The organism is Leptospira bandrabouensis, assembly GCF_004770905.1.
Lineage (GTDB): Bacteria > Spirochaetota > Leptospiria > Leptospirales > Leptospiraceae > Leptospira_A > Leptospira_A bandrabouensis.
The window spans coordinates 277,119-299,941 of the sequence record NZ_RQHT01000015.1 but is presented as its reverse complement, the minus strand read 5'-3'; the positions used below and the strand labels follow the sequence as shown (position 1 = coordinate 299,941).

At 39.4% G+C, this 22,823-nt stretch carries 28 protein-coding genes; 12 read left to right on the top strand and 16 right to left on the bottom strand.

The features are described from left to right. The coding region (locus tag EHR07_RS19135) for a hypothetical protein (protein WP_208739889.1) at nt 1–245 on the top strand (245 nt) is incomplete at its 5' end. Nucleotides 246–289: 44 nt separating this feature from the next. On the opposite strand, the gene EHR07_RS18990 is transcribed toward EHR07_RS19135, so the two are convergent. From EHR07_RS18990 to EHR07_RS19295, 10 genes are all read right to left on the bottom strand, one after another. Further along, nucleotides 290–562: an antitoxin gene (locus tag EHR07_RS18990; RefSeq protein WP_100729110.1), complete on the bottom strand. Its 273-nt coding sequence runs from the start codon at nt 560–562 to the stop codon at nt 290–292. Further along, nucleotides 552–767 carry a toxin gene (locus EHR07_RS18985; protein ID WP_409036297.1) on the bottom strand — a complete coding sequence of 72 codons (216 nt, stop codon included), beginning with the start codon at nt 765–767 and terminating at the stop codon, nt 552–554. Before EHR07_RS18985 ends, EHR07_RS18990 begins: the two co-directional genes overlap by 11 nt. A gap of 799 nt (nt 768–1,566) precedes the next feature. Then, complete coding sequence (locus EHR07_RS18980; RefSeq protein ID WP_135746598.1) at nt 1,567–2,463, bottom strand: hypothetical protein; 897 nt, start codon at nt 2,461–2,463, stop codon at nt 1,567–1,569. A 193-nt stretch (nt 2,464–2,656) separates the two neighbouring features. Beyond that, nucleotides 2,657–3,472: an SH3 domain-containing protein gene (locus EHR07_RS18975; protein ID WP_135746597.1), complete on the bottom strand. Its 816-nt coding sequence runs from the start codon at nt 3,470–3,472 to the stop codon at nt 2,657–2,659. Nucleotides 3,473–3,682: 210 nt separating this feature from the next. Then, nucleotides 3,683–4,357 (bottom strand): hypothetical protein, encoded by a 675-nt coding sequence (locus EHR07_RS18970; protein ID WP_135746596.1) that lies wholly within the window; start codon nt 4,355–4,357, stop codon nt 3,683–3,685. A 583-nt stretch (nt 4,358–4,940) separates the two neighbouring features. After that, the gene (locus tag EHR07_RS18965) at nt 4,941–7,235 is read right to left on the bottom strand and encodes a DNA polymerase domain-containing protein (protein WP_135746595.1); all 2,295 of its coding nucleotides are present in this window, start codon (nt 7,233–7,235) and stop codon (nt 4,941–4,943) included. Between the two features lie 21 nt (nt 7,236–7,256). Further along, complete coding sequence (locus EHR07_RS18960) at nt 7,257–7,514, bottom strand: DUF8156 family protein (RefSeq protein ID WP_135746594.1); 258 nt, start codon at nt 7,512–7,514, stop codon at nt 7,257–7,259. A 1-nt stretch (nt 7,515) separates the two neighbouring features. Then, nucleotides 7,516–8,121 carry a hypothetical protein gene (locus tag EHR07_RS18955; protein ID WP_135746593.1) on the bottom strand — a complete coding sequence of 202 codons (606 nt, stop codon included), beginning with the start codon at nt 8,119–8,121 and terminating at the stop codon, nt 7,516–7,518. A gap of 145 nt (nt 8,122–8,266) precedes the next feature. Then, nucleotides 8,267–8,644 carry a hypothetical protein gene (locus tag EHR07_RS18950; RefSeq protein WP_135746592.1) on the bottom strand — a complete coding sequence of 126 codons (378 nt, stop codon included), beginning with the start codon at nt 8,642–8,644 and terminating at the stop codon, nt 8,267–8,269. A 443-nt stretch (nt 8,645–9,087) separates the two neighbouring features. Then, nucleotides 9,088–9,222, bottom strand: coding sequence for a hypothetical protein (locus EHR07_RS19295; RefSeq protein WP_275067128.1), 135 nt, complete (start codon nt 9,220–9,222; stop codon nt 9,088–9,090). Here EHR07_RS19295 and EHR07_RS18945 point away from each other — a divergent pair. Then, nucleotides 9,214–9,642, top strand: coding sequence for a penicillin-binding protein activator LpoB (locus EHR07_RS18945; RefSeq protein WP_238753005.1), 429 nt, complete (start codon nt 9,214–9,216; stop codon nt 9,640–9,642). The genes EHR07_RS19295 and EHR07_RS18945 overlap by 9 nt on opposite strands. Here the strand turns inward: EHR07_RS18945 and EHR07_RS18940 are convergent. The 3 genes from EHR07_RS18940 to EHR07_RS18930 are packed head-to-tail and all read right to left on the bottom strand — an operon-like array spanning nt 9,630 to nt 13,684. Then, nucleotides 9,630–10,916 carry a hypothetical protein gene (locus EHR07_RS18940; RefSeq protein ID WP_135746590.1) on the bottom strand — a complete coding sequence of 429 codons (1,287 nt, stop codon included), beginning with the start codon at nt 10,914–10,916 and terminating at the stop codon, nt 9,630–9,632. The two genes, EHR07_RS18945 and EHR07_RS18940, sit on opposite strands and share 13 nt — an antisense overlap. A 32-nt stretch (nt 10,917–10,948) precedes the next feature. Next, nucleotides 10,949–13,195 (bottom strand): phosphoribosylformylglycinamidine synthase subunit PurL, encoded by a 2,247-nt coding sequence (gene purL, locus EHR07_RS18935; RefSeq protein ID WP_135746589.1) that lies wholly within the window; start codon nt 13,193–13,195, stop codon nt 10,949–10,951. A 9-nt stretch (nt 13,196–13,204) separates the two neighbouring features. Beyond that, nucleotides 13,205–13,684, bottom strand: coding sequence for a flavin reductase family protein (locus tag EHR07_RS18930; protein ID WP_135746588.1), 480 nt, complete (start codon nt 13,682–13,684; stop codon nt 13,205–13,207). 104 nt (nt 13,685–13,788) lie between these two features. Here EHR07_RS18930 and EHR07_RS18925 point away from each other — a divergent pair, with 104 nt between their 5' ends. From EHR07_RS18925 to EHR07_RS18910, 4 genes are read left to right on the top strand one after another with little or no spacing between them, the layout of a single operon-like run. Next, nucleotides 13,789–14,163: a Fur family transcriptional regulator gene (locus tag EHR07_RS18925; protein WP_135746587.1), complete on the top strand. Its 375-nt coding sequence runs from the start codon at nt 13,789–13,791 to the stop codon at nt 14,161–14,163. 41 nt (nt 14,164–14,204) lie between these two features. After that, the gene (gene mutL, locus EHR07_RS18920) at nt 14,205–16,034 is read left to right on the top strand and encodes a DNA mismatch repair endonuclease MutL (RefSeq protein ID WP_135746586.1); all 1,830 of its coding nucleotides are present in this window, start codon (nt 14,205–14,207) and stop codon (nt 16,032–16,034) included. 59 nt (nt 16,035–16,093) lie between these two features. After that, a complete protein-coding gene (locus EHR07_RS18915; protein WP_409035750.1) occupies nt 16,094–16,699 on the top strand; it encodes an RNA polymerase sigma factor in 606 nt (201 codons plus the stop codon). Nucleotides 16,700–16,703: 4 nt separating this feature from the next. After that, nucleotides 16,704–17,258 carry an LIMLP_12425 family protein gene (locus EHR07_RS18910; RefSeq protein ID WP_135746610.1) on the top strand — a complete coding sequence of 185 codons (555 nt, stop codon included), beginning with the start codon at nt 16,704–16,706 and terminating at the stop codon, nt 17,256–17,258. A 3-nt stretch (nt 17,259–17,261) separates the two neighbouring features. On the opposite strand, the gene EHR07_RS18905 is transcribed toward EHR07_RS18910, so the two are convergent. Together EHR07_RS18905 and hpf are read right to left on the bottom strand one after the other, a co-directional pair. Then, complete coding sequence (locus tag EHR07_RS18905; protein ID WP_135746584.1) at nt 17,262–18,134, bottom strand: hypothetical protein; 873 nt, start codon at nt 18,132–18,134, stop codon at nt 17,262–17,264. A gap of 8 nt (nt 18,135–18,142) precedes the next feature. Beyond that, a complete protein-coding gene (gene hpf, locus EHR07_RS18900) occupies nt 18,143–18,430 on the bottom strand; it encodes a ribosome hibernation-promoting factor, HPF/YfiA family (protein ID WP_135568664.1) in 288 nt (95 codons plus the stop codon). Nucleotides 18,431–18,533: 103 nt separating this feature from the next. Between hpf and EHR07_RS18895 the strand changes: the two genes are divergently transcribed. The 3 genes from EHR07_RS18895 (at nt 18,534) to EHR07_RS18885 (ending at nt 21,150) form a co-directional block, all read left to right on the top strand. Then, nucleotides 18,534–19,289 carry a hypothetical protein gene (locus EHR07_RS18895; protein WP_135746583.1) on the top strand — a complete coding sequence of 252 codons (756 nt, stop codon included), beginning with the start codon at nt 18,534–18,536 and terminating at the stop codon, nt 19,287–19,289. Beyond that, nucleotides 19,289–20,875, top strand: a complete 1,587-nt coding sequence (locus EHR07_RS18890; protein ID WP_135746582.1) for a glycoside hydrolase family 57 protein — start codon at nt 19,289–19,291, stop codon at nt 20,873–20,875. The genes EHR07_RS18895 and EHR07_RS18890 overlap by 1 nt, the downstream gene beginning before the upstream one ends. 68 nt (nt 20,876–20,943) lie before the next feature. Continuing rightward, nucleotides 20,944–21,150: a hypothetical protein gene (locus tag EHR07_RS18885; protein ID WP_135746581.1), complete on the top strand. Its 207-nt coding sequence runs from the start codon at nt 20,944–20,946 to the stop codon at nt 21,148–21,150. Nucleotides 21,151–21,216: 66 nt separating this feature from the next. Here EHR07_RS18885 and EHR07_RS18880 read toward each other — a convergent pair whose 3' ends face one another. Beyond that, the gene (locus EHR07_RS18880) at nt 21,217–21,654 is read right to left on the bottom strand and encodes an SET domain-containing protein (RefSeq protein ID WP_135746580.1); all 438 of its coding nucleotides are present in this window, start codon (nt 21,652–21,654) and stop codon (nt 21,217–21,219) included. Nucleotides 21,655–21,760: 106 nt separating this feature from the next. On the opposite strand from EHR07_RS18880, the gene EHR07_RS19125 reads away from it, so the two are divergent. From EHR07_RS19125 to nusB, 3 genes are read left to right on the top strand one after another with little or no spacing between them, the layout of a single operon-like run. After that, nucleotides 21,761–21,913: a hypothetical protein gene (locus EHR07_RS19125; RefSeq protein WP_167483398.1), complete on the top strand. Its 153-nt coding sequence runs from the start codon at nt 21,761–21,763 to the stop codon at nt 21,911–21,913. A 23-nt stretch (nt 21,914–21,936) separates the two neighbouring features. Next, nucleotides 21,937–22,404, top strand: coding sequence for a 6,7-dimethyl-8-ribityllumazine synthase (gene ribH, locus EHR07_RS18875; protein ID WP_135568674.1), 468 nt, complete (start codon nt 21,937–21,939; stop codon nt 22,402–22,404). Next, nucleotides 22,401–22,823, top strand: a complete 423-nt coding sequence (nusB, locus tag EHR07_RS18870; protein WP_100743287.1) for a transcription antitermination factor NusB — start codon at nt 22,401–22,403, stop codon at nt 22,821–22,823. Before ribH ends, nusB begins: the two co-directional genes overlap by 4 nt.

The following is a 22,823-nucleotide window of genomic DNA, read 5'->3' as shown; positions in this document are numbered from 1 at the left end:
AGATGTCTTGTATATCCATGCACAAAGATGTCCAGAAAGTGTTGCATTGGTATCCTATTTTTCTATGTCAAAACAGTCATAAAGATATGATTTGGGTCATTACGTATAACGAACTAGACTTACCGAAGTTCCCTGACCCTGAGTCCCGAAGGGACGTTAGGGACTGGCACGTAGCTTGCGATTGCAAGCGAGTGACAGAAAGGGAATTTGCCGTAGGCCGAGCGAGGCCTCGTGCCGAAGCGTAGCGGTAAGCCGCTGTTATGCGACGTGTGTTTAGCTTAGTAAGAGGTTATTGTTCTTTGAGTTTTCCAGTAACATATTGATGTAATATACTTGAAACTAAAGTTTGATATGGAATTCCAATTTCAAGTGCTTTTGTTTTTAATAATTGAATGTCTTTTCCTGCAATTCGAATATTCATTCTTTTGTCTTTGGCTAAAGTATTTTTTGCAGCAATTTTAAACTTATTTAAATAGCTTTTTCTATTAGAAACGGACTTCCATTCATTTCTTTCGAAAGATAATTCTAATTCTTTTTCTTCATCAGTAAGTTTAATTTTCATGTAATTTTACCTCTGGAAAATAGATTTTAGTGTGTTTTCTGGAAGGGTAAGCAGTTTTTAGAAAGAAAGATGTTTCATTTTCAATTGTTGGAACAACCCAAGCATAATTATCAATATTAATTATTAAGATAATTTGATTTGGATATTTTTTGCTGTTTGGATGTTCTAAGATGTCTAGTATTGCCCCTGCTTCAATTTCGATCACAATTCTTTCGAACGAAATGTTTCTTTGAAAAGAAAGGATTTTATTCTTTTCATTATCCCAATCGAAAATCACACTTTTAATGTTAGATATATGTGTGCCTTTTGTCAATACATTATTTTTTGGTTAATCTCTTAATTTTTAACACATGTCGCATAACGAACTAGACTAACCGACGTAGGCTGGCCCTGAGTCCCGGACGGGACGTTAGGGACTGGAACGACACTTGCGTAGGCAAGGGGAGTGCCAGAAGCCTATGTGTCGCAGACCAAGCGAGGGCGCTAGTCCCGAAGCGCAGCGGTTAGTCGCTGTTAATTGCAGTGTCCAATGAATAGTAAAGAATTCGTATAGGAAGGTAAAGAAGTTAAATCTATTCTCTTAAAATAAATTTTTTTTAATTTCTTAACTCAATTTTCGCTGAAATATCCCAAACAGAGTAAAGTAAAACAGAACTGTGCTAGAAAATAGCAAATTAATGTGAATAATGAGAAAGACGATAAAAGAAATTAAGCGTTAATAAAATTCTTCAATTCTTTCTTTTCTTACTTCTTCGTCTTTCTCATTTCTCTTTTCACCAACCTTGAATAAAAACATTCAGCGAAAATTTGAAACAAAAATATCTTAAATTCTTTTTTCTTGGACATTGCAATTAACGAACTAGACTTACCGAAGTTCCCTGACCCTGAGTCCCGGAGGGACGTTAGGGACTGGCACGTAGTTTGCTGCTGCAAACGAGTGACAGAAAGGGAATTTGCCGAAGGCCGAGCGAGGCCTTGTGCCGAAGCGTAGCGGTAAGTCGCTGTTATACGCTGGGCTGTTTTCGCGTAAGAACAAATAATAATATTGCTTCTGAAGCAAAAAATGAAATAAAGAATAAAAATGAAAATATCATTTTGAATTTATGCATTTCTACATCAAGGTTATCCAAAGCTTTGACTTCTACATAATAGAATCCAAATTTCTTTATTGGGCAAATTTGAAATAGAAATCCATCTACTTCTCGTTGTATTTGAATAAATCCTAGATCTTTGATTTCCTTGATTATATTTTGAGCTGTCTTTCTTGCAAAGTTTTTTGATTTTGAAAATCCATTTTCATAAATAATATGATCATTTGAGTTAATGATAAAGAAAAGTTCATTGTAATTGGACAAATTTCTAAAGCTAGCTTGTTCTTGATAGATTACAATTCCCTCTATGAGATTTCTATTTTTTTTGAGAACAAGAATACTATCGTTATGAATTACACTTTTAAGACTAATGTATTTAATATGGATATTTGATTCTTTTGAAAAATTGGTCGACTCTGTTACGATGAATTGATTTAAAATACCATATTTTTCGTCTAAATTATCTATAGATTTTCCTGTTTCAAAAAAAAGAGCCTTATGTTCATCAGAAATTAATTTAACGCTTCTGTATAAGTCTTTACTTTTAAGTTCAGATAATTTTGTAAGTTTTTTATTTTTTAATGAAAAAATAATTTTTAAAACAAATTTATTATCAGATCCGTCGGTAGAAGTATGATGTAAATCTAAAAGTTTATTTTCGATATAATCTGCGGTCATTGATGCAAATGTCATTTCATCAATTCTGTGCAAAAGTGATATTTTTCTGTCAAAATAATATTCAACTGCACAAAAGAGAAGACTGTATATGGTTAAAGAAGACAGGGTAATAATTAATATTTTTGTTTTCATGTTTTTCATTGAATTTTCAGCCTTGCGTATAACGAACTAGACTTACCGAAGTTCCCCGCCCCTGAGTCCCGAAGGGACGTTAGGGACTGGCATGTAGCTTGCGAACGCAAGGCGAATGCCAGAAGGGGAATTTGCCGCAGGCCGAGCGAGGGCTCGTCCCGAAGCGCAGCGGTAAGTCGCTGTTATGCGAAGGTCATGGTTTATTGATTATTTTCCATTTTTTATCAGTTTTTTGAAAATTTACTATTTTAGTTTTAGTTAAATCAATATTTTTTAGAATTACTTTAATCGAATCTTCCGAAGTCCATTCAAGATCAGTTGGTTGGAAATTTTTATTCATATCTGAAGATTCGAATTCATATTCAAATTCTTTTATTGGAGTAAGATTAAGTTGGTAAATTTGAATACCATTTGGATAAAATTCAACTTCAATATCGGCGGAAAAACACGCGAAATATTTTTTATTTTTTGAAAATATTGGATGTCCCCAAATTTGGATAAATTTTCCATTTTTTAGATTATATATTTCATTACCTCCACCTTCATGCATTGAGTATTCAATTACTACGGAATCTAAATCTTTGTAAAATGTACAGTTATTAAATTGGATGAATTCTTGTGGGTCTTCATCATTTTTTGGTAATCCATTTTTTAAGAGGATAGATTTACCGTTATTTAAGAATATTGTTATTCCCTTTTTATTTTTAAAACATTTCGTAAAGGGATTTGGATTTTTTTTAGATTCAAGATATGCTCCAAAAATATATCCCTTTTGAGTTTTATCTATAGTTTGAACTTCAATCCATTCTGAAATTATTCCATTTATCTCCTCAAATTTGTCAGATTTTGATATTATTGTTACTTCAATTCCTTTATTTAATTTTCCAACAATTTCCGAATTTGATGAAGGTAAATTTCTAACTCTTAGTGTATTTGCATTAACAGTAAAATTTTCCTGGGAAAATATAGGAAAGTTTAGTACTAAGATTAAAAATATTATTTTATTCATTTTTTTTCAGAATTTTTTCATGACTTTCGCATAACGAACTAGACTTTCCGAAGTTGTCCGACCCTGAGTCCCGAAGGGACGTTAGGGACTGGCATGTAGCTTGCGTAAGCAAGGTGAATGCCAGGAGGACAATTTGGCGTAGCCCGAGCGAGGCCTTGTGCCGAAGCGTAGCGGAAAGTCGCTGTTATGCGTAGTTGCTAAATCTTAGTTTTATAATTTTGAATGTGTACGTCCAAATGGCAAAATAAAAGATTCAGAATTCATCTCTTCCTCGGGATATGTTGTTAAGATATGAGTTATAAACATAAATATTATTCCAATTAATGAAGAAATCCATCTTATTAGCCAAATCCAATCTCTATTGCTTTGGCTGATATTTCTCAAATTTGTTCCCCAGCTTATTGCAGAGATAGCGAAAGCAAAACCTACGATAAAACCTATGTAAATTTTCATAAAAATTACAAATGGAATATATATTTTTTGATTTGTGTTAAATAAAATTGCATTCCTTATGAGATAATACATTCCATAAAAAAATATACTGGATCCGGTGATTATTGGTATATAGAATTTAAAAGTTTCATTAATTTTGAAGAAGTTAAGAATTAAAGTTACTAAAAAGTATGCGATTACTGGCACTGGGAAAGTTAGAAACGAGTTTAATTGATCATTTCTTCCATAGAATATTACACACTTATTTTTTTTAACTAAGATCCATGAAATTACAATTAAGATAATTGTAGGAATAATTATTATATAAAATATTAATGTTGTAATATCGGTTTGTGTTTCTACGGATGTGTTTTTTGTGGCTGTAGTGGTTTTGGCTGACAAGCTTGTTAAACTAAAAAATATGCTCAGAAAAAAATTGGTTATTCGTTTCATTTAAATTCCTTTTGTTTAAATTTTGCTCTAATAAATATAATAAAGCGACGTTTTTTTTGATAGGTCAGATTTTTAGCAATTACGCATAACGAACTATAAATGCATTTATTTTTGGTGCATTTTATGTTTGTTTATCGGTTGTTCGTTTATTCCACTGGGCGGCTGATCTCTGTATTGTAAGTTTCTTTCTTGATTAAGCAATTATTCGAATTTCGTATATTCTTTGATTAGGTTTGATATCTGTTGTTCGTTTATTTGTGTAATTGCTATAATTTTCCGCTATTTCGATTATTGGGATTTCTTATGTGACATAATTTTTTCTTTTCTTGAGTGAGATTTTTTGGGAAAATCATTTCCCGTTATCATGGGTTAGGGCATAGCTCCGCCCCCTGAGTCCCAGTAGGTGAAAAACGAATCTGAGTCTTTTTTGTAATTGGGTGAGTGCAAACGTTTTTTAAAGAGGCCTTAGAAATTCTCATCTAACATGCTTTTTTTATTTTGTATTTTGTGATTTTTTTTTCAATTCATGCAATAAAAGTAAATTTGCATATTGTAATGAATTTTATTTTTCTTTTGTTTGGTTCTAAAATTGAAATGGTAATAACGGTTCGTCGCTAATGAGTTCATTAAAGTTATTGAAAGTCGCGATGCTTATCCAGATTTCTTTAAACGAGGAAAGTAATAATTTTCGGTAGTGATTTTTGTCGTAGATCAGGATGTTTGTCTGGTTTTTTGTTTCTATTCTTTCTTCTGTTTTGTATCTTTCTCCTTTTCTTTCCGACTTTTTATTTACTACCAAATAACGTATTTTTTCTCCAGCTTGGACATGAATTCCCATTTCTAAAAGATCCTTGACTGCCACTGCGCTCGGGGCATCGACACTATAACCCTCTGGATCTTGAGATGTGGATCTGAGGATAAGGAGATCCTTCCAGTGAACTTCTCCTTTTGAAAGAGGGGTGTCAAATTTTTTGAAGATTTCTAAAATTTCTTCTTCACGTGACTGCATTTCTGCTATGGTTTCAAACTGACACATCCATCGAATCATTTCATCTTGTGCTGCTTTTATGTAACGAGGATAGTCTTTTCTTCGAATGGCAATTCCCCTTCCTTTGAAGTGGCCGCTGATGAACCTTCCCATATAACGGTTGGCAACTGGCATTTTTTTATCTTGAGTGGATGGTGGAAAAGATAACCAAGAGAAGATACCTTCCACATCCATTGTTATCTTTGTTTTTTGTTTTATCGTTTCACAAATTTCTAAGAGGTTCTTTTCGTTAATGGGAGATTTGTCTTTTTTTTGAATGAAGATACAATCGGTAATGGCATGTACTAAGTTGTAACCGTGGTTTTCTGCAATTTCTTTTGCCATGAGTAATTTTTCTCTTCCGAAAGCGGTGACAGCTTCATGACTTTCTAGTTTTCCGAATTTTGCATTCCGGTAACCCAAATAACCGAAAGAGGTAACCAGCATCCATTTTAAACTGGATTGTTTTTGTTCGATGTAATGTTTATTGATAATGTTTTTGTCTTTGATTTGTTTTTTGTAATGAGTCCTACGTTCGATGATGTGTGCTAGTGCCAAAGAAACAACTCCGTTTCTTTTTTTGCAGATTCTGTATCCAAGGGAAGGAACTCTTTCGATTTCGAAATCATCTTGGCAACATAAACAATTGATGGTTTCGGGAGATATATTGTGTGTCACCATTACGTTGGGATACATTTGAGAAAAATCTAATTGAGCTACATTTTCTAATACAAATCCGTTTTGAATGTCTGCTTGAAAAACTAACCCACCTTTGTCGGCGTTTAAAAGATCCAATGCTGTTTTTGGGGCTTCTAAGGCACTTTTTTGCCAAGGAACAAGATAGTTCATTCTTAAGGCCACATCGACTTCAATGTAAGTGAGAGCTTTTCCTGTGGATGCTCTTGCCATTTTTTGGATTGGTAAACGAGAGATTCGAGCCAGTTCAATGATTCCCATAAGATCGGCTTCTTTATAGACAAAACCGTTTTTTGAATCAATATGCCAGCGACCAAAAAGTGGATAGCTGGGAGCTCTGAATACGATGGTTCCGTAGGTGTTGAAGCTAGTCCCTTGTGTTTGTATGGAACGTCTGATTGTGCTTGTTTTATCTCTATCAAATTCTGTTGTTAGTTGGTTGTCTTGTGAAGTTTTGAAGAGATAAGGAAATAGGATTTGATCTCCGTAGGCTGTGAGAACAATATCTGGATCATGTTTTATGAAGATTTGATTTAATTTTTGGATTAAGTTTTTAGAATCATTTGTGGGTAGTTTGTACTTGTCGGAATGAGTTTCTACAATAAGTGTATTATTCCCAAGAGGAATCCTGTGGCTTTTTTCTAGGTAAAGGGAAACAGTTCTGAAGTTTGGGATTTCGTAATCTAAGTCTGTGATATTTGTGAAACATTGAATGTTTTTGATTTGGTTTAACGCATTTTTTGTTTCATAGCTGACTTCTAAATATGCCAGTGGGTAAATTTCTTTTTCTACCATATAACCCGTGGTAATTTCTATATCCGAGTGGTAGATATCGTATTTTCCATAGAGATAAAAAAGTTTTTGGGTGATTTTTGGTAAGAGTTGTGGTTTGGAGATTACTAATTTTAGAACAGAAACTGTTCTATTTTCATAAAACAGTTGTTTCTCCACAAAGGTTGGAATTTCTGCTAAGGCATCCAACTCATAGAATCGTTTGACTAACTTTTGGAGAATGTTTTGGGGTGCGTCAATATAGATTGTTGGTAAAAACTCATCGGAGAATAATCTTAGCTCTCCTTCAAGAGACCTTAACCAAAGGTAAATTTTTTGTTCGGAGTGGTAGATATCAAACAGGTAACCTTTGAATGTTTCCATAATCTTTTTGTTTTATCGTGGTTACTGGTCTGGGATTTTTTTTAGGCCTTTCTTAATTTCGTTTATTTCCTTTTTTAAATCGATGAGCATGGATAGGATCATCGAGTCAATGGGGTATGGCAATGAAGCCATAACACCAGCTTGCACCTGTAATTTGGAGATTCTGATGAGATCATCGAAGATTTCTTGGTCTTGTTTGCGGAGAGACCTTCGAAAGTCTGATAAGTTCTCTTCTATTTGTAACATCTGGCGAGAATAGGGGGCAATGGTTCTTCCCATATTATATTCCTGTGATTGAAGTTTTTCTTGTACGAATGCGAGAAAGGCCTTTGTCTGTTTTTAATTCCCAGAGGTTTTGTGTGGTGCGTAGTAGTTTGGGAAAAAAGATTTGAAAGTTTTTGTGGGAATAGGTCCAGGATTCGATGATGAGTAGGGGAACATTTTCGTTAGGAAATTTTTCAATCAATTGTAACATCAAGTTTAATAAAAACAGGCCTTCGTCTTCTTTGACATCCCCATCCAAAAATTGTTTGCAGGGAGCTAACAGAAAGTAAATGGTGTTTTCTTCTTTTGTGCTAAGGATGATTTTTAGGGCATCTAAGATTTGATAGGGTGTAAAAGCTCTTTGGACTTTAATTTGTTCTAAAAACGGTTCTGGTTGTAAATATTGTTTTCTGGTTTCTTCAGCAATGGTGAAGGGGTTGAAGCGAATGGCACAGTCTAGGTTGAAAACTTGAAACCCAGAACAAACCAGAGCATATTGCCAAAAATGAGCGAGGCGGTACATCCCTCTCTCTCCGGTCAGTAAACCTAAATCCCTCTGGTTCCAATTCTGAATGGGTTCGTAGACATTGGTTGAAACTTGAGATTGTTCCGTGAGATCCATGTTTACTATTTGTATGTATAGTAAAAATATGTAAAGTGTAATTTATCTAGTAAGGAATCACTATTGAGACGGGAGAATTTGGCAATCTAAGGAATAGGACTTCTCTAGAGGCCTTGTGGGCCTCTGACGAATAAAGGATAGGGACTTAGAGAGGAGGAACTTCTTGGACGGTTTTGATTCCGGTCACGAAGTAACTTGTTTCAGCAAAACAACTAAAGGGAACTCCCACATGTTCTTCGTATTCCAAAACAACTCGTTTGCCAATGGATCGATTCAGTTGTTCTGCAATGGCTTCATCCCGAACACTGAAGAAAAACTTTTCTGTCATTGTTCCTGGCATTGTCACAAGGGCCATTTCCCCTTCCCAAGTTTTGCAAATCCAACCTTTTTTGGAAAGTTTTTGGATGTATCCGGCACGGTCTCCCTCCGAGTAACTCCATTGGAGAGTGAGCCAAGTGTAACCAGCAAACAAAAGGGCAAGCAGGATCAGGAAGAAACTAAAACGAATTAGAAATTTACTCATAATTTAATCCAGAAGTATCGTAAACGAAAGGAAAGTTTCAAGACAATATTTGGGGTGGGGGGCGACAATTTTCTGAATTGGATTAGATTCTTCCCGCGCCAGGGATATGGAGGGCTTGGTCCTTTGGCGGGAACCGGCAAAGGACGGGAGCTAAAAGCGGACCCCGGAGTAGCCCGGTCCATTTTGATGGGAGTTCACTCCACTAACAGAGCGGAGGCGCCCCCAAACCAAGGAAAAAAGGGTGTGGGCCAAAGTATGAACTTTTTGCAGTAATTTTTTTGTCGGTCTCAAATGGGATGGTAAGTTTGGGCCTTCTGTGGTAAGTGTGAACCATTGGGTGGCGGGTCTAGTTCCCCACCCTCAGATCGGGCGGGGATACTATATTCGCACATTCTTTCTTGCCAAACTCCCGAACCCCCACCAAACTCTCCCCAATGCGCCTTTTATTCTTTTTTATCTTCATTTCGTTTTTGTTTGTTAGCTGCTCCTCTGTTTCCTACCAACAAATAGACAAAGCCAAGCCCACCAAACAGTGGGGAGTTTTGGAAGTCAAAGAAACGGCTCGCAGTATGAGCCATTCCTTATCCAACTATTATAAGTCCGATTTAAAAACTGGGTATTTGGAATGGAAGGCAATTCAAAATTCCACCTCAGAACATATTGATACAAAACTCATCAGTAATGAAATTTTAAACCAACTCACAAAAGATAAGGTTCCTTTTGTGGATACGTCCATCCGTGAGGAGGCAAGTGTCGAGATGGCATTTGGGAAAACCGGGATGGTTTCGTCTGATTCTCGTTTGGTGGTAGGAAGGTTTAAGTCACCTTCTCATAAGATTAAAGGTGAAATCAATGAAGTAGTAAATTTCGAATCTGGGTCTCGCATCCAATACATCACCGTGACACTATTTCTTGTGAGTATGGAAACCAATCAAATTGTTTGGTCAGAACAAACCAATTTTTTAAAAACAAGTAAAGTGGAAGGTTATGGCCTTTGATTGTCTGGGAAAAAACCAAAACGAACTTTTACTTTTCCCATAGCAGGACTTAACGTATAAGGTAAGTTATCTGGTCTCACCTGAAGTTTTGGTGAAACTAGGCCCGACTTTGATTTTCCGATCCAAACATATTCTGGAAAAAAACGGACAAAACGGTATTCATCAGAAATATCTAAATCTTTTCTCATGTTCCTTCTTGCATCATCGTAAGATCTTTCAATCCACTCTGCACCCAATTGGACTCCGGTGATCATGATAGCAATCCCAATGGCACCAAGTTCACTCGAATTTGCTTCGACTCCTAAATAAACAACACCGGCACCCAGGGCCACGATCGTAGCACCGGCAAGGATCGCTCCTGTCACTTTGACAGTTCCCTTGGTTCCTTCTTTTAAGGCACTGGCCGAAACCAGTTGAAAGTATTTAGAATCTTCGATGAGTTCGGAAATTGCATTATCGCGCGTTAGGTGTCTTTCATACCAGCCCAAGGTATCTTTTTCTAAAGAGAGATTTGTTTTTCCTACACCGTCGATGATTGCGAGTTGAGACTGTTTCCCGGTTTGGCGGAATTTAAGATTCCTTAACCCACGGAGGAAGTTAAGATTCACCGACGGATCCATTTCTGGTTCGGCACCAGGACCACCAAAAATCAAAATGAATTCTTCGTTTTTGTTGTAATTATCGTTTGCCATGGCTCGAAGGGCGGCCGATTGGGGTTTGAGTTGGCTTGCTTTTCTAAAATCAACCTTTGCCTCATCAATGGAACCCGTGGAGAGCCAAAGAGAGGCAAGTAATAGGCGTAAGGTGGGGTCATCAAATTGGCCTTCGGCACTCCACTCCCCACTAAGCAAATTCCCGGCAAAACGTGCTTGGACTTTTCCTTTATCAAATTCACCCGCCCTTACATAATACAATCCAAGAAGGATATGTAGATAGATGATTTCTGCTTCAGAGGCGTAGTATCCTTCCTCTGATTCCATATAGAAAAAAGATTTTAGAGATCTTGAGGCACTGAAACGAAGCCGGTCTTTACTTTCTTCAGCTAATTTTTCTAGAGTTTTGTAGTTAGTTTCGCCATTTAAAAATCCTAAATGGGCCTTTTCGAGAACAGCAATAAAACCTTTTTTTTCTTCGGTCGGAAGGTAACTTATGGCATTTTCTAAATTGGCTTTTTTGTAAGCACGGAGGGAGTCTTCATATTCTTGTCGTTTGGCGATACTTGTACATTGGATACAAAGTAATAATAAAACATAAGAATAGAAGGATAGGCGCATTCGGCCTATCCTTGTGAAAAATTTAGTTTTGTCTATTCGAAATAAGCTTTTAGGCCGGATTCAAATTCTGCTTCTAAGGACTTAGTCGTCCATTCCCATTGGAATCCGTTTCCTTTGACAGAAAGAGAGGATTTGGAATTGGATTTACCTAACGTTGTAAAACCAAGTCCCGCTTGGGTATATTTTGCTTTGACTTTCTCTTCGTCTGCAGCAAGGAAACTGATCACAAAGGATGCACCTGTTTCACCAAAACAAAGTTCGTCGAGACGTTTGAATCTTTTTTGCAGTTCTTCTAGGTTTACTTCCAACCCTTTATTTCCAGAAATCACAATTTTTGCCAGAGCCACAAGAAGTCCACCGAGTGACAGGTCTTTGGCGGAAGTGAGGAGTCCTTCTTTGCGGCAAGAGATAAGTGTGTCAATGGTAGCTTTTTCTTTTGCCAGAGAAATGTTTGGAATTTTCCCCGTGTCTAGACCATGAAAACGGTAAAGGTATTCGGAAGCGGAAATTGTAGGTTGGAATTCACCGACAAGGGCATACAAAACTTCTTCCTGGGTTCGAGGGTAAGTATGAAGGCCTTTTGCCACATCATCAATCACTCCCACCATACCAATGGTAGGTGTTGGGAACACAGGTCCTTCTGGCGATTCATTGTAGAAAGATACGTTTCCACCAGTGACAGGAAGACCAAGGAAACGACAGGCATCCCCAAGCCCGCGCACACATTCGCTAAAGATATAATAGTTTTCTGGGATGTAAGGGTTTCCGAAGTTTAGGTTGTTTGTGACCCCATAAGGTTCTGCACCCGTAGATGCCACGTTTCTTGCCGATTCACAAACCGCAAATTGTGCCCCTTCGTAAGGATTAAGATACGTGTAACGCGAGTTACAGTCTGTGGCGACAGCAATTCCTTTTTTAGTTCCAGGAATGCGTACAAGGCCACCGTCTTCGCCTGGTTCTACCACTTTCACAAGTCCCACTTCCGTATCATACTGTTCATAAAGAGGTCTTCTCGAACTGATATTTAAAGAAGAAAGCAGGGTATTTAGAGTTTGGGAAACCGTGTCTTTGGATAAGTCATTTATTTTTGTTGGATCAAACTTTGTCACCTCATCGAGGTAAGTCGGTCTTTTTTCTTCTCTCACGTAACGCGGAGCACCACCACCAAGGACCAGTGAGTCAGCAGGAATTTCTGCTTTGAGTTTTCCGTCCTTTCTAATGCGAAGGATTCCGTCACCGGTAACCGTTCCAATCTCGACGGCATTCAGTCCCCATTTATGAAAAATAGAAACGAGTTCTTCTTCCTTTCCCGTTTCTGGAATGACTAACATTCGTTCTTGGGATTCGGAGAGCATAATTTCATAAGCGTTCATATCCGATTCACGGAGAGGAACTTTGTCTAAGTCCACATCCATTCCGGTTTTTCCTTTGGCACTCATCTCCGAAGTGGCACAAGAAATTCCCGCAGCACCCATATCTTGGATTCCCACAAGGAGGTTCTTTTGGATGGCTTCGAGGGATGCTTCCATCAGAAGTTTTTCCATAAAGGGATCACCGACTTGTACTGCGGATCTTTTTTCTTCGGATTCTTTCGTTAGGTCTTTGGAGGCAAAACTGGCACCGTGGATTCCATCGCGTCCCGTAGTGGCACCTACGATGTACACTTTGTATCCTACTTTTCCTTTGGTAGAGGCAGAAGCCATTTGGTCGTGGCGAGCAATTCCCACAGTCATGGCATTCACAAGCGGATTTTTAGTGAATGTCGGATGGATGAATAGTTCCCCACCACCCACAGCAATCCCAAGAGAGTTGCCATAGTCGCCGATTCCTTTGACGGCACGAGTGAGTAAATACTTGTTACGTGGTTCTTTCGGGTCACCAAACCTAAGTGAGTTGAGTGAAGTGATGGGACGAGCTCCCATCGTAAAAATATCTCGCATGATCCCACCAACACCAGTGGCGGCACCTTGGTAAGGTTCTACGGCGGTTGGATGGTTGTGACTTTCGATTTTGAAGACAACGGCAAGTCCGTCGCCGATATCCATGGCTCCGGCATTTTCTTCCCCCGCTTGAGCGAGGAGTTTATCCGACTTTGTGGGAAGGGTTTTTAATTTTAAAATTGAATTTTTATAAGAGCAGTGTTCCGACCACATGGCGGAGAAGATTCCAAGCTCCGTGGAGTTGGGCATTCTTCCTAAGATCTTTTGGATCTCTACAAATTCAGTTTCCGTAAGTCCGTGTTCTTTTGCATCTTCCAGACTAACTTTCTCTTTTTCCATACTGATTCCTTAAACAAGTTCCCTATAATTGCGATTGAAATAGAGGAGGGGAGAACCTTCCCGAGTTGCTACCGCTTCCACAAGACCAATGAAAATCCAGTGGTCTCCCGCATCGATGGTTTGGTTCACTGAACAGTCAAGTGAGGCCAACGAATCCGGTAAAACTGGAGCTCCGGTGGAGAGGGTTCCTGGTTTTAATCCTTCCAAAACAACCGCTTTGTCCAGGGAACCAGAAGCAAAATCAGCGGAAATTTGTTTTTGTTCGGAAGAAAGAATATTCACCACGAAGTTTCCTGCTTTTTCGATGCTTTCTTTGGCACTGGAATTTTTGGCCAAACAGAATAAAACTAACGGTGGTTCTAAGGAAACAGAAGAAAAACTAGAAACGGTAACTCCTCCTTTTTTCTCTTTGGATTCATAAGTGATCACAGAAACGCCACTGGCCCAACGTGAAAGTGAAGATTTAAATTGGTCTATCGATGCCGGCATAAAGCCTCCGTATTGACAAATATCAATTTCTGGAAGGATTCTAAAAACTAAATTCCATTTGACCCTTTGATAATTTGCGAATGATTTAGGGGTAAGGCAAAGGTATGAAAGCACTCACAAAACACAGAGAACTTATTTTTAACGACCTAAGAGAAAGAAAAGACCACCCGACAGCAAAGATGGTTTTTGAATCGGTAAGGGGAAAGGCTGATAAAATTAGTTTTGCCACTGTTTACAATTCCTTGGAATACTTAGTAGAACATAAAATGGTAAACAAACTCAATATCGAGTCGGATTCCGTTCGTTACGATGCCTTTTTGGATGATCATTCGCATTTACTCTGCACTGAATGTGGGAAGGTATTGGATGTGGCTCCTCTAAAACTCAGTGATGATGCAGATTTGCAGAGCCTAGGTTTCCAAGTCAAACACGTGGACATCGTGGTGACAGGAACCTGTTCTTCTTGTCATTCTCTGTAATTTTTTCTGGATAGGGAGGTTCCCTATCCCATGATTGTCCTATGGGCATCATTCATTCACTCTCGGCGGACTTAATCAACCAAATTGCCGCCGGTGAGGTGATTGAGTCCACACATTCCATTCTCAAAGAACTCATCGAAAATTCCATCGATGCCGGTGCCACCAAAATTGAAATTGCAACCGATTCTGCTGGGTTTGGTCGGATCCTTGTTTCCGACAATGGACACGGAATCCAAAAAGAAGACTTACCTCTTGCCATCAAACGTTATGCCACTTCCAAAATCCAAGATTTCCATGACTTAGAACATCTTTTCACTTTCGGATTTCGGGGTGAAGCTCTGGCATCCATTGCCTCTGTATCGCGGATGGTTTTGGAATCGGGGACTGAGGGAAATCGCACCGCTTACCGTGTGACAGTGGAAGAAGGAAAAATCGTAAAAGAAGAAGAGATTCCTTTTTTTCTGGGAACCAAAATTGAAATCAAAGATTTATTTTATAATACGCCTGTTAGACGGAAATTTTTAAAAACGGAAACCGGGGAAGAGAAAAAAAACAGGGCACGTGTCCAAACGATGGCAGTCTCGGAACCGAGTATTGGGTTTCGGTATTTGCAAAACGGAAAAGAAGTTTTGAATGTGGTTCCCGAAGACGGCCTAGAACGAGTGTTATCTGTTTATGGTGAAAATCTCAGAGACCATCTTTTGGCGGTGAATTCCAGTCGCAACGGTATGACCCTTCGTGGTTGGATCTCCCATCCTGATTTTTATAAATCTTCTCGCACGGGACAATTTTTCTTTGTGAACAACCGTTCTGTGGAATTAAAGTTTTCGGCACAAATTCTCAAACGTTGTTATGGAGAACTCCTTCCCAGTGGTGCCTTTCCCTATGCCTTTTTATTCTTTGATCTGCCTCGTGAATTTGTGGATGTGAATGTCCACCCACAGAAAAAGGAAGTTCGGTTTTTATCGGAAGAAACCATTACAGGAATTCTTTTCCAAGGGATCACAGAAGTTTTACGAACCTCGACCCCTGTGGAATTTTTAGAAATGCGCCGAAGGCTTTCCATGCCCATTCCTTATGAAAACCGAGGAGGGGAATCCTCTTTTGGCACAGGCTTTGGTGGCCCTGGATTTGGCTTGAATCAAATGGGGCAAGGGATGTTTGGCAATCTCCAAACCGAAGGGGAAACTCTGATTGGTCCTAGTTCCATTGAAGGAAGGCAAGGGTATTCTCTAGAAGGTATCGGTGCTGGAACCAACTTGCATTTATTAGGTGAGAATCTTACCAAACACAATTTGTTTGTCCCGAAAAAACACTACGGGGTTTTATTTGAGACCTTTATCTTAGCCGAAGCCGAGGATGGACTTTATATCATCGACCAACATACGGCCCACGAAAGGATTCGTTATGAAGAAGTTTTGCGTGACCTAAAATCCAAAGCCTATAAATCCCAAAGCCTACTTACACCCATTCGGTTGGAACTCACAAAAGAAGAAGCCGAAGAGATGTTAGAAGAAAAACATAGGTTTTCCGAACTAGGAATCACTCTCGAACCATTTTCGGGAGGAACCATTCTCATCCGGGAAGTCCCATCTTATATTGATCCAGGAAAAGAAACCGAAACCATTTTGGATTTATGGGAAAGGTTCAAACAAAAAGACCCAGAAGACAAAGAACTCTATGATGAAATGGCCAAATGTGTGGCCTGTCGTTCGGCCATCAAAAAAGGAGACCAGGTCTCTGATCCCATCATTGGAGAACTTTTACAAAGATTGTCGTATTGTGAAAACCCTTCCCTTTGTCCCCACGGTCGGCCCACTCTTATCAAACTCACAAGAAAAGACTTAGAAACCATGTTTCATAGGATCTAAGCCAGAAGAAAGAACCGAAAAACATTGATAGAATTCTCGGATTCGAAATTCTAGGCCTCATGCCACGCCCCCTAGAAGGCAAAAATATGACCCTGCGGGAGAAGGAAAAAATCCTCCTCCAAAAAATCAAAGCAGGGGATCCGACTGCCTACATGACCTTAGTGTCCCCATTTCGAGAACGATTGTTCCGCAAAGCTGTTTCCATGGTAAAAGATGGAGATGATGCGGAGGATATTGTCCAAGACGCCCTGATTTCTGGTTATAAATCCATCCAAAACTTCCGTGCGGAGGCAGGTGTTTATACCTGGCTCTACCGCATTGTGGTAAATAAGTCCAAGGATTTACTTGCCAAGAAGAAAAGAGGTAGGGAAAAACCCATGGATGACTCGGGAGAGAACCAATTTGTGGATTCTCGTGTCGGATATGAAAAAAAATTGGAACTTTCTGAAGAGTCTCGTTATCTAATGGATAAGATTGCACTCTTAGAAGATTCCTACAAACAAGTTTTGGAACTTCGTTATTTCGAAAATCTTTCGTATAACGAAATTGCCGAAATCATGGAATGTAATGTAGGTACGGTTAAGAGTCGTCTCTTCAAGGCCAAGGAGTTTTTGAAGCACCTCATCCAGAAAGACGAAAAAGGAGAAGGGTTCTTTGAAAAATAAGTTTATGAGTTTAAAAGATTGGTTTCGTTCACAATATCCGGGTCTCTTTTCTGAAGAGACAGACAATGTGGTTTTGGAAAATAAGATTTGTTCTCTTTTCCAAAAGGTAAAGGAAAAGGAAGACACCATCCTTCCTCGAATGTCAGAAGACTTCGACACCCGCCTCCTGAATCTCTTAGAGTCCGTCACCTTTGACAAACCCAACCAAAAGATCTCCTTCACCTTCCGCGATTTGATCGAAAACAGAACCGTTCAATATTCGTTTTCTGCTGTAATGGCAATCAGCCTTGTGTTTGTTCTCGCTAGCCGCAATTCCCAAGAGCCAACTCTTGCGGGAAATGACAGTGCTGGTGTTGTGATCGAACAAAACAACTACCAAAATGAACCTACCAGTCTTGATCTCAATGAATCCTATCAAAAACGAGAGTTACTCGATCATTTACGTTCGGCTCCAGGCGCAGTGTATGGGCTTCGTGAGTTAGAATTGTATTATGAAAAAACAGGAAGGGAGTCTGCTGCAGACGAACTTCGTCTTTTGATTGAATCTGTCGAAAGATAGATTCTAAACAAATCCCTTTGCAAATTGGACGGCGTCCCGAGAACGGATGTCGTCTGCCGAATGCAAAATGGCTAAAGCAAACTGCTCCATCCTTGCATCCAATCGAAAACTTCCCCCACTTCTTTCTTTGCTATCCGCCAGTCTCTTCAGTTCAGAAAACCAAATTTGGATCGTGGTTTCGTCTTTTTTAACAAGAGGACGAAAGATTCCTTCTCTCCAAGCAAGGACAGGAACCAGTTCCTTCATTTCGTCTTCTTTAGAAGTGATTTCACTGGCTTTTTGGATGAGAGTGAGGAGTGGTGGCCAACGAACAATGGTATGAGGAAAAAGTTGAGGATCATTTAAAAAAGCAGTGCGGTAAGTTTCGATTCCTTCTTTTTCATTTCCCGTCATCACTTGGGTTTCTGCTAAATAATACTGAAGCGCAGGAGAATGTTTATTCCCTCCATAGAGTAACACTTCTAAGGCCATACCATAATCTTTGATTTTGATGAGACAAACCGCCAATTCACGTAACAAATCTTTGTCGAGAGCATTGGCACCTTCCCATTGGTAGGCAAGTTTTAGGTGGTCGCGTGCTTCTTTTAAGATACAATCTTGGGTAACAGAAAAACTTTCTGTATTTTGAAATCCACGTTTGCGGATTTCGGATTCAAAATCGGCAAAAAATCCAAGGAGGAGTTTGCCTCTTTCTTTTCCTTCTCTGGTTTTTAGAATTAAATCGAGCCTGTGGTCCCAAAAACTGGCAATATAATAACCACTGATGGTGGCAAGATCCTCTGGATCTCGATCCAGAAGTACGGAATAAAGAGATTTTGCAGTTTCAAACTCACCATTGGAAAGATAGGTAAGTGCTTCTTCCGACTTCTGAATCATGTTAGAGATTAGTGTTGGCTTTTTTTATCGTGGTGTTTGCTTACTTGAGAAAGGATTTTGTCTTCCAATCCATCGATACAAACATAAACATCTTTGTCTTGGTTGTGAGCGTTAAAATTGGTCCCATCAGCGTGTAACTTTAAGTTAGAGCTAATTTCTCCATGAATGGCTTCAAATGATACTTCGCAGGATACGATTTTTTGAACGTATTTTGTAACTCTTTCTAGTTTTTCGTCCGCATATTTTTCAGCGGCTTCGGAGCGGTCTAAGTGTTTCCAGGTATAATTGATTTTCATAGTTTGTCCCAATTTGGTATGGATTGATTGTATTTTGGAAAAAAAGCAAACGTCAAATAAAAAAGAATTGAAGGTGAGTGTTTCTCATCTTTAAGCTTGGAACATGGCAAATGAAGAAAAGAAAGTTGGCGCCAAAAAAAAGTCCGCCCCTAAGAAGAAACAGTCAGTTGTCAGCCCAAAAGAAAAACCAGTAAAAACTGGTGCAAAGATTGCCGCAAAAAAAACGGTAAAAAAAACAGAACCTCTATCTCATTCCACTCCCCCAGTTCTTATTTACAACGATTCCAAATTTACAAAACATCCAGAAATACCTGGTGATGATCTTATGAGGGTTCTCATTCGGACTCCCAAAGAAGCTTTTGTTTTTTGGAAATTTTCAGAGAAAACACTAAAGAATGTTTTGAACGATTTAGAATCTCCTTCTACTGAAGGATTAAAATTCCGATTGAAAGTAGAATACAAAAATATATTCGGAAGCGAAAGGATTGAATTTTATGATCTTCTTCCATTTACAGAATCTTATTATTTGAAATTTATGTTTCCCGTTAGGGAAATCCAAACTTCCATCCTTGTTTCTTTTCAGAAAAAAGAAGTTTCGGCTCTTCATACAAGTGGAAAAGATTTCCCGGGCGGATCCGAATCCTTTCGTTTGGATAAAGAATGGATTCATCCACAGTGGATAGAGATGGGGCTTGTTGCCAAGTCTGCCGATAGTGATGAGTATTATTTTAAAGATGGAGATCCTTCTGCGTTTTTTGTGAACCCTAGGAAAACGGGTGGCCCAGAAGGACAATCAAATCTAAACCAAGCACCTTCCTCTTTAGGGAATGGATCGGGGTCAGGAAAAGGACTTTTGTAATGAATCATTTTGTAAAAGGGCATTTGGTTTTTGTATTACATGCCCACCTACCGTTTGTTAGGCATCCTGGGTATGTGACTCCTTTTATCGAAGAAAACTGGTTAAACGAGGCCATCCTAGAAACCTACATCCCTCTTATCAGAGTGTTTCGAAATTTAAAAAAAGAGTCGGTTCGTTTTCGAATCACCATGTCGTTTACACCTACACTCTCTTTAATGTTAACAGATCCGTATTTGCAAAATGGATTTCGAAAGTACATAAAGAATTTAATTAGTTTAGCAAAACACGAAACCAAACGAACAACATACGATCCACATCTCAATTATCTTTCGAAACGTTATTTGGAACATTTTTTAGATACAGAATCTATCTTTGAAGAAACGAATGGTGATTTAACAAAAAGTTTTCTTCCCTTTATCGAATCAGGTGAATTGGAAGCCATGACAAGTCCTGCCACCCATGCCTTTTTACCTTTTTATGATTCGGAAAGTTCCATCTTTCGTTCCCAACTAAAGAATGGTAGGCGGACCTTCCGCCGTATCTGGGGAAGGGATCCCAAAGGCATTTGGCTTTCCGAATGTGGATACACACAAAAACTAGAAGAGGAACTGGACCGGGAAGGATTTCGGTATTTCTTTGTGGACACACATGGAATCACACATGCAAGCCCGAGACCCAAGTTTGGTGTGTATGCACCGGTGGAAGTGGGGCGTGGGGTTTTTGCTTTCGGTAGAGATCCAGAAAGTAGCAACCAAGTATGGAGTTCTATTGATGGGTATCCAGGAGATTTCCGGTACAGGGAATACTATCGTGACATAGGCCATGACCTCCCTTGGGAAGATATCTCCCCATACCTTCATTCCAATGGAGTGAGGATCAATACCAGTATCAAATACTTTCGGATCACTGGGAAAACTCAGGACAAAGGATACTACCATCCTGACTGGGCGATGGAGGCGGCAGGAAACCATGCGGAAGATTTTTTACGAAACCGCATCCGCCAAGCGGAACATTTATTTGAAACAAACAAACAGCCAGCAATCATCGTGTCCCCGTACGACGCTGAGTTATATGGTCACTGGTGGTATGAGGGCCCGCAGTTTATCGAATTTCTTTTCAAAAAAATCCATTTTAACCAAAACACCATTATGCTTTCCCATCCTATGGAGGCAGCCCGTGGCATTCCGCGCGTCCAGTCAGTGGAAATGAAAATGTCTAGTTGGGGGGAAAATGGATACGGTGAGGTATGGCTCAATTCCACCAATGACTGGATTTATCCTCTCATCCATTCCTTAAGCATAAGAATGCACAAAAGGGCCCACGAATTTGGATCGGGAACCGATTTACAGAAACGGATTTTGAAACAAATGGGAAGGGAGCTCTTATTATTACAAAGTAGCGACTGGGCCTTTATCATGAAAACGGGAACTATGGTCGATTATGCGGTGCGTCGTACCAATGTGCACGCCAATCTCTTTTTGACTTTAGAAGGGATGTTAAACGGTCCCGTGGAGGAAGGAATCCTTGCGGCCGCAGAGAATGAAAACAATGCTTTTCCCGACATTCGAATCGAAGATTTCTATTAGAATTCTTCTAAAAATTTCTTGCCTGGGAAGAGGCGGGTAGGAGGCTTAGTCTTAAGTCGGAGGGTTTTATGTCGAATGCATTTCGTTTTCCCTTGGTTCTTACATTGATTTTCTTTGCCGCCAATCTTTTGGTTTGCCGTTTAGGCCATAAAGAGAGTAGTGAAGGAGTGTTTCGGATGGATGATTCTGTGATCCGTTACGTCGAAGCCTTAGAAGCTGCCGATGTCCATAAAACATCATCCAAACCTGCTTTTGGAAATAACGATCTCCTCTAAGAGATTGTCCTATTTGTATTCTTATTTGAAATTGGGCCAAATTGGTTTTGGCCCCATAACTCAAACTTATTTCGGTTTGAAGTCCACGTTGTCCCAGTAGTCTTTTCCGTAATCGAAGAAAATTTCTGCTCCCGCAGGGATTGTTTTTAACACTTTGAACCTAGCGGTTTTCCATCTGACAGAGGTGATGAGTTCCGCATTGGGTTTTGAAGAATGGTTGATGTAACGGGTGTAATTCGATTCCTTTCCTTCCCCATAAATCCACCAGTCTTTACAGATCCAAAGTAGGTATTTTGAGTCTACGTATTTGTTTGATTCCGCTTGTTCATCGGTAATGATTTTACCCATGTAATAACCTACAGTATCACCCTTGTATAATGTTTGTTTGGTGAATAGTCCCATTCCAATATTAGGAATAGAGGAAGGTTTTACAATAAAGTCACTCTCGGTATAGACTACCGGTTTTCTTTTTTTGACCTTCTTTACAGATTTCTTTTTCTTCATTTTCTTCCTATATGACATAAGAGGAAAACAATTCTACCTTGTAAAGTCATTGGCATTTAAGATTGGGTGGTTTGGCTTCCGAACTTAAAAAGGATAGGGGGGCCAAATGCACCAAGAACCACAAAAACCGAACGATGACAAAACCAATGTGGTGAATCTGGCAATCTACCGAGCCAAAAAAGCTCTCGAACGAGACGGGTTTGAAGTAGTAGAAAATCCAGACGGAAAGATTACCCTTGTCATTCGTCTTGCGAAATAACACCCCCTTAGGATTTTGGATACATGACAGCTACACTGGAAGGCACACGCATCGGAAACGGACAAAAACATTGTGTCATCGTTTCAAAGTTCAATGAATTTATCACCGAGTCTCTACTCAAAGGAGCCAAAGATGCCTATAGACAACATGGAATCGCAGATTCCGATGTCACTGTCATCTATGTTCCCGGTGCCTTCGAACTTCCACAAACCGTAAAACGAGTTTTATCATCCAAAAAATACCAATTCTCTGCCATCGTATGCCTGGGGGCAGTAATTCGTGGTGCCACTTCTCATTATGATTTGGTTTCTGGGGAAGCCGCCAAAGTAGGGTCAGTGGCAGACGGATCCGTTCCTGTGATTTTTGGAGTCATCACTACAGAATCCATTGAACAAGCGATCGAAAGAGCCGGTACCAAAGCAGGAAACAAAGGATACGAGGCAGCCACCACAGCCATCGAAATGGCAAATCTTTTCAAAGAGATCGGATGAGTTCTAGACACCGCGGGCGAAGTCTCGCCTTAATGTGCCTCTACCAAATTGACCTGGTCGGAACCGATCCGGATCGGGCTATGAAATTCGATTGGTATGACAAAAAAATCACTCGTGAAGAAAAGGATTATGCTGTCTTTCTTGTGAAAGGAGTGGTCGAAAATCGAAAAGCGATCGATACTCTAATCAAGAAGTATTCGGAGAATTGGGAACTTTCGCGTATTTCCGTGGTCAACCGCTGTATTTTACGTTTATCAATTCTTAGTTTGCAAAAGGAACCTTTCCTTGCAGCCCCCGTTGTCATCAACGAAGCGGTGGAACTCACAAAAGAATTTGAAACGGACGAATCGGCACAGTTTATCAACGGATTACTTGATGCCTTCTATAAGAAGGAGATCGTAGCGAACAAACCCCAGTAA

Bases quoted from the DNA above. Each gene is read 5' to 3' on its own strand.
- EHR07_RS18915 (WP_409035750.1), top strand. From the start codon at position 16,094: ATGCCACGCCCCCTAGAAGGCAAAAATATGACCCTGCGGGAGAAGGAA.
- EHR07_RS18950 (WP_135746592.1), bottom strand. From the start codon at position 8,644: ATGAGTAAATTTCTAATTCGTTTTAGTTTCTTCCTGATCCTGCTTGCC.
- EHR07_RS19125 (WP_167483398.1), top strand. From the start codon at position 21,761: ATGCACCAAGAACCACAAAAACCGAACGATGACAAAACCAATGTGGTG.
- EHR07_RS18910 (WP_135746610.1), top strand. From the start codon at position 16,704: ATGAGTTTAAAAGATTGGTTTCGTTCACAATATCCGGGTCTCTTTTCT.
- purL (WP_135746589.1), bottom strand. From the start codon at position 13,195: ATGGAAAAAGAGAAAGTTAGTCTGGAAGATGCAAAAGAACACGGACTT.
- EHR07_RS18955 (WP_135746593.1), bottom strand. From the start codon at position 8,121: ATGGATCTCACGGAACAATCTCAAGTTTCAACCAATGTCTACGAACCC.
- EHR07_RS18930 (WP_135746588.1), bottom strand. From the start codon at position 13,684: ATGCCGGCATCGATAGACCAATTTAAATCTTCACTTTCACGTTGGGCC.
- EHR07_RS18905 (WP_135746584.1), bottom strand. From the start codon at position 18,134: ATGATTCAGAAGTCGGAAGAAGCACTTACCTATCTTTCCAATGGTGAG.
- EHR07_RS19295 (WP_275067128.1), bottom strand. From the start codon at position 9,222: ATGGCTCATACTGCGAGCCGTTTCTTTGACTTCCAAAACTCCCCACTG.
- mutL (WP_135746586.1), top strand. From the start codon at position 14,205: ATGGGCATCATTCATTCACTCTCGGCGGACTTAATCAACCAAATTGCC.
- hpf (WP_135568664.1), bottom strand. From the start codon at position 18,430: ATGAAAATCAATTATACCTGGAAACACTTAGACCGCTCCGAAGCCGCT.
- EHR07_RS18945 (WP_238753005.1), top strand. From the start codon at position 9,214: ATGAGCCATTCCTTATCCAACTATTATAAGTCCGATTTAAAAACTGGG.
- EHR07_RS18880 (WP_135746580.1), bottom strand. From the start codon at position 21,654: ATGAAGAAAAAGAAATCTGTAAAGAAGGTCAAAAAAAGAAAACCGGTA.
- EHR07_RS18960 (WP_135746594.1), bottom strand. From the start codon at position 7,514: ATGGGAAGAACCATTGCCCCCTATTCTCGCCAGATGTTACAAATAGAA.
- EHR07_RS18965 (WP_135746595.1), bottom strand. From the start codon at position 7,235: ATGGAAACATTCAAAGGTTACCTGTTTGATATCTACCACTCCGAACAA.
- EHR07_RS18990 (WP_100729110.1), bottom strand. From the start codon at position 562: ATGAAAATTAAACTTACTGATGAAGAAAAAGAATTAGAATTATCTTTC.
- nusB (WP_100743287.1), top strand. From the start codon at position 22,401: ATGAGTTCTAGACACCGCGGGCGAAGTCTCGCCTTAATGTGCCTCTAC.
- EHR07_RS18890 (WP_135746582.1), top strand. From the start codon at position 19,289: ATGAATCATTTTGTAAAAGGGCATTTGGTTTTTGTATTACATGCCCAC.
- EHR07_RS18895 (WP_135746583.1), top strand. From the start codon at position 18,534: ATGGCAAATGAAGAAAAGAAAGTTGGCGCCAAAAAAAAGTCCGCCCCT.
- EHR07_RS18885 (WP_135746581.1), top strand. From the start codon at position 20,944: ATGTCGAATGCATTTCGTTTTCCCTTGGTTCTTACATTGATTTTCTTT.
- EHR07_RS18925 (WP_135746587.1), top strand. From the start codon at position 13,789: ATGAAAGCACTCACAAAACACAGAGAACTTATTTTTAACGACCTAAGA.
- EHR07_RS18940 (WP_135746590.1), bottom strand. From the start codon at position 10,916: ATGCGCCTATCCTTCTATTCTTATGTTTTATTATTACTTTGTATCCAA.
- ribH (WP_135568674.1), top strand. From the start codon at position 21,937: ATGACAGCTACACTGGAAGGCACACGCATCGGAAACGGACAAAAACAT.
- EHR07_RS18980 (WP_135746598.1), bottom strand. From the start codon at position 2,463: ATGAAAACAAAAATATTAATTATTACCCTGTCTTCTTTAACCATATAC.
- EHR07_RS18970 (WP_135746596.1), bottom strand. From the start codon at position 4,357: ATGAAACGAATAACCAATTTTTTTCTGAGCATATTTTTTAGTTTAACA.
- EHR07_RS18975 (WP_135746597.1), bottom strand. From the start codon at position 3,472: ATGAATAAAATAATATTTTTAATCTTAGTACTAAACTTTCCTATATTT.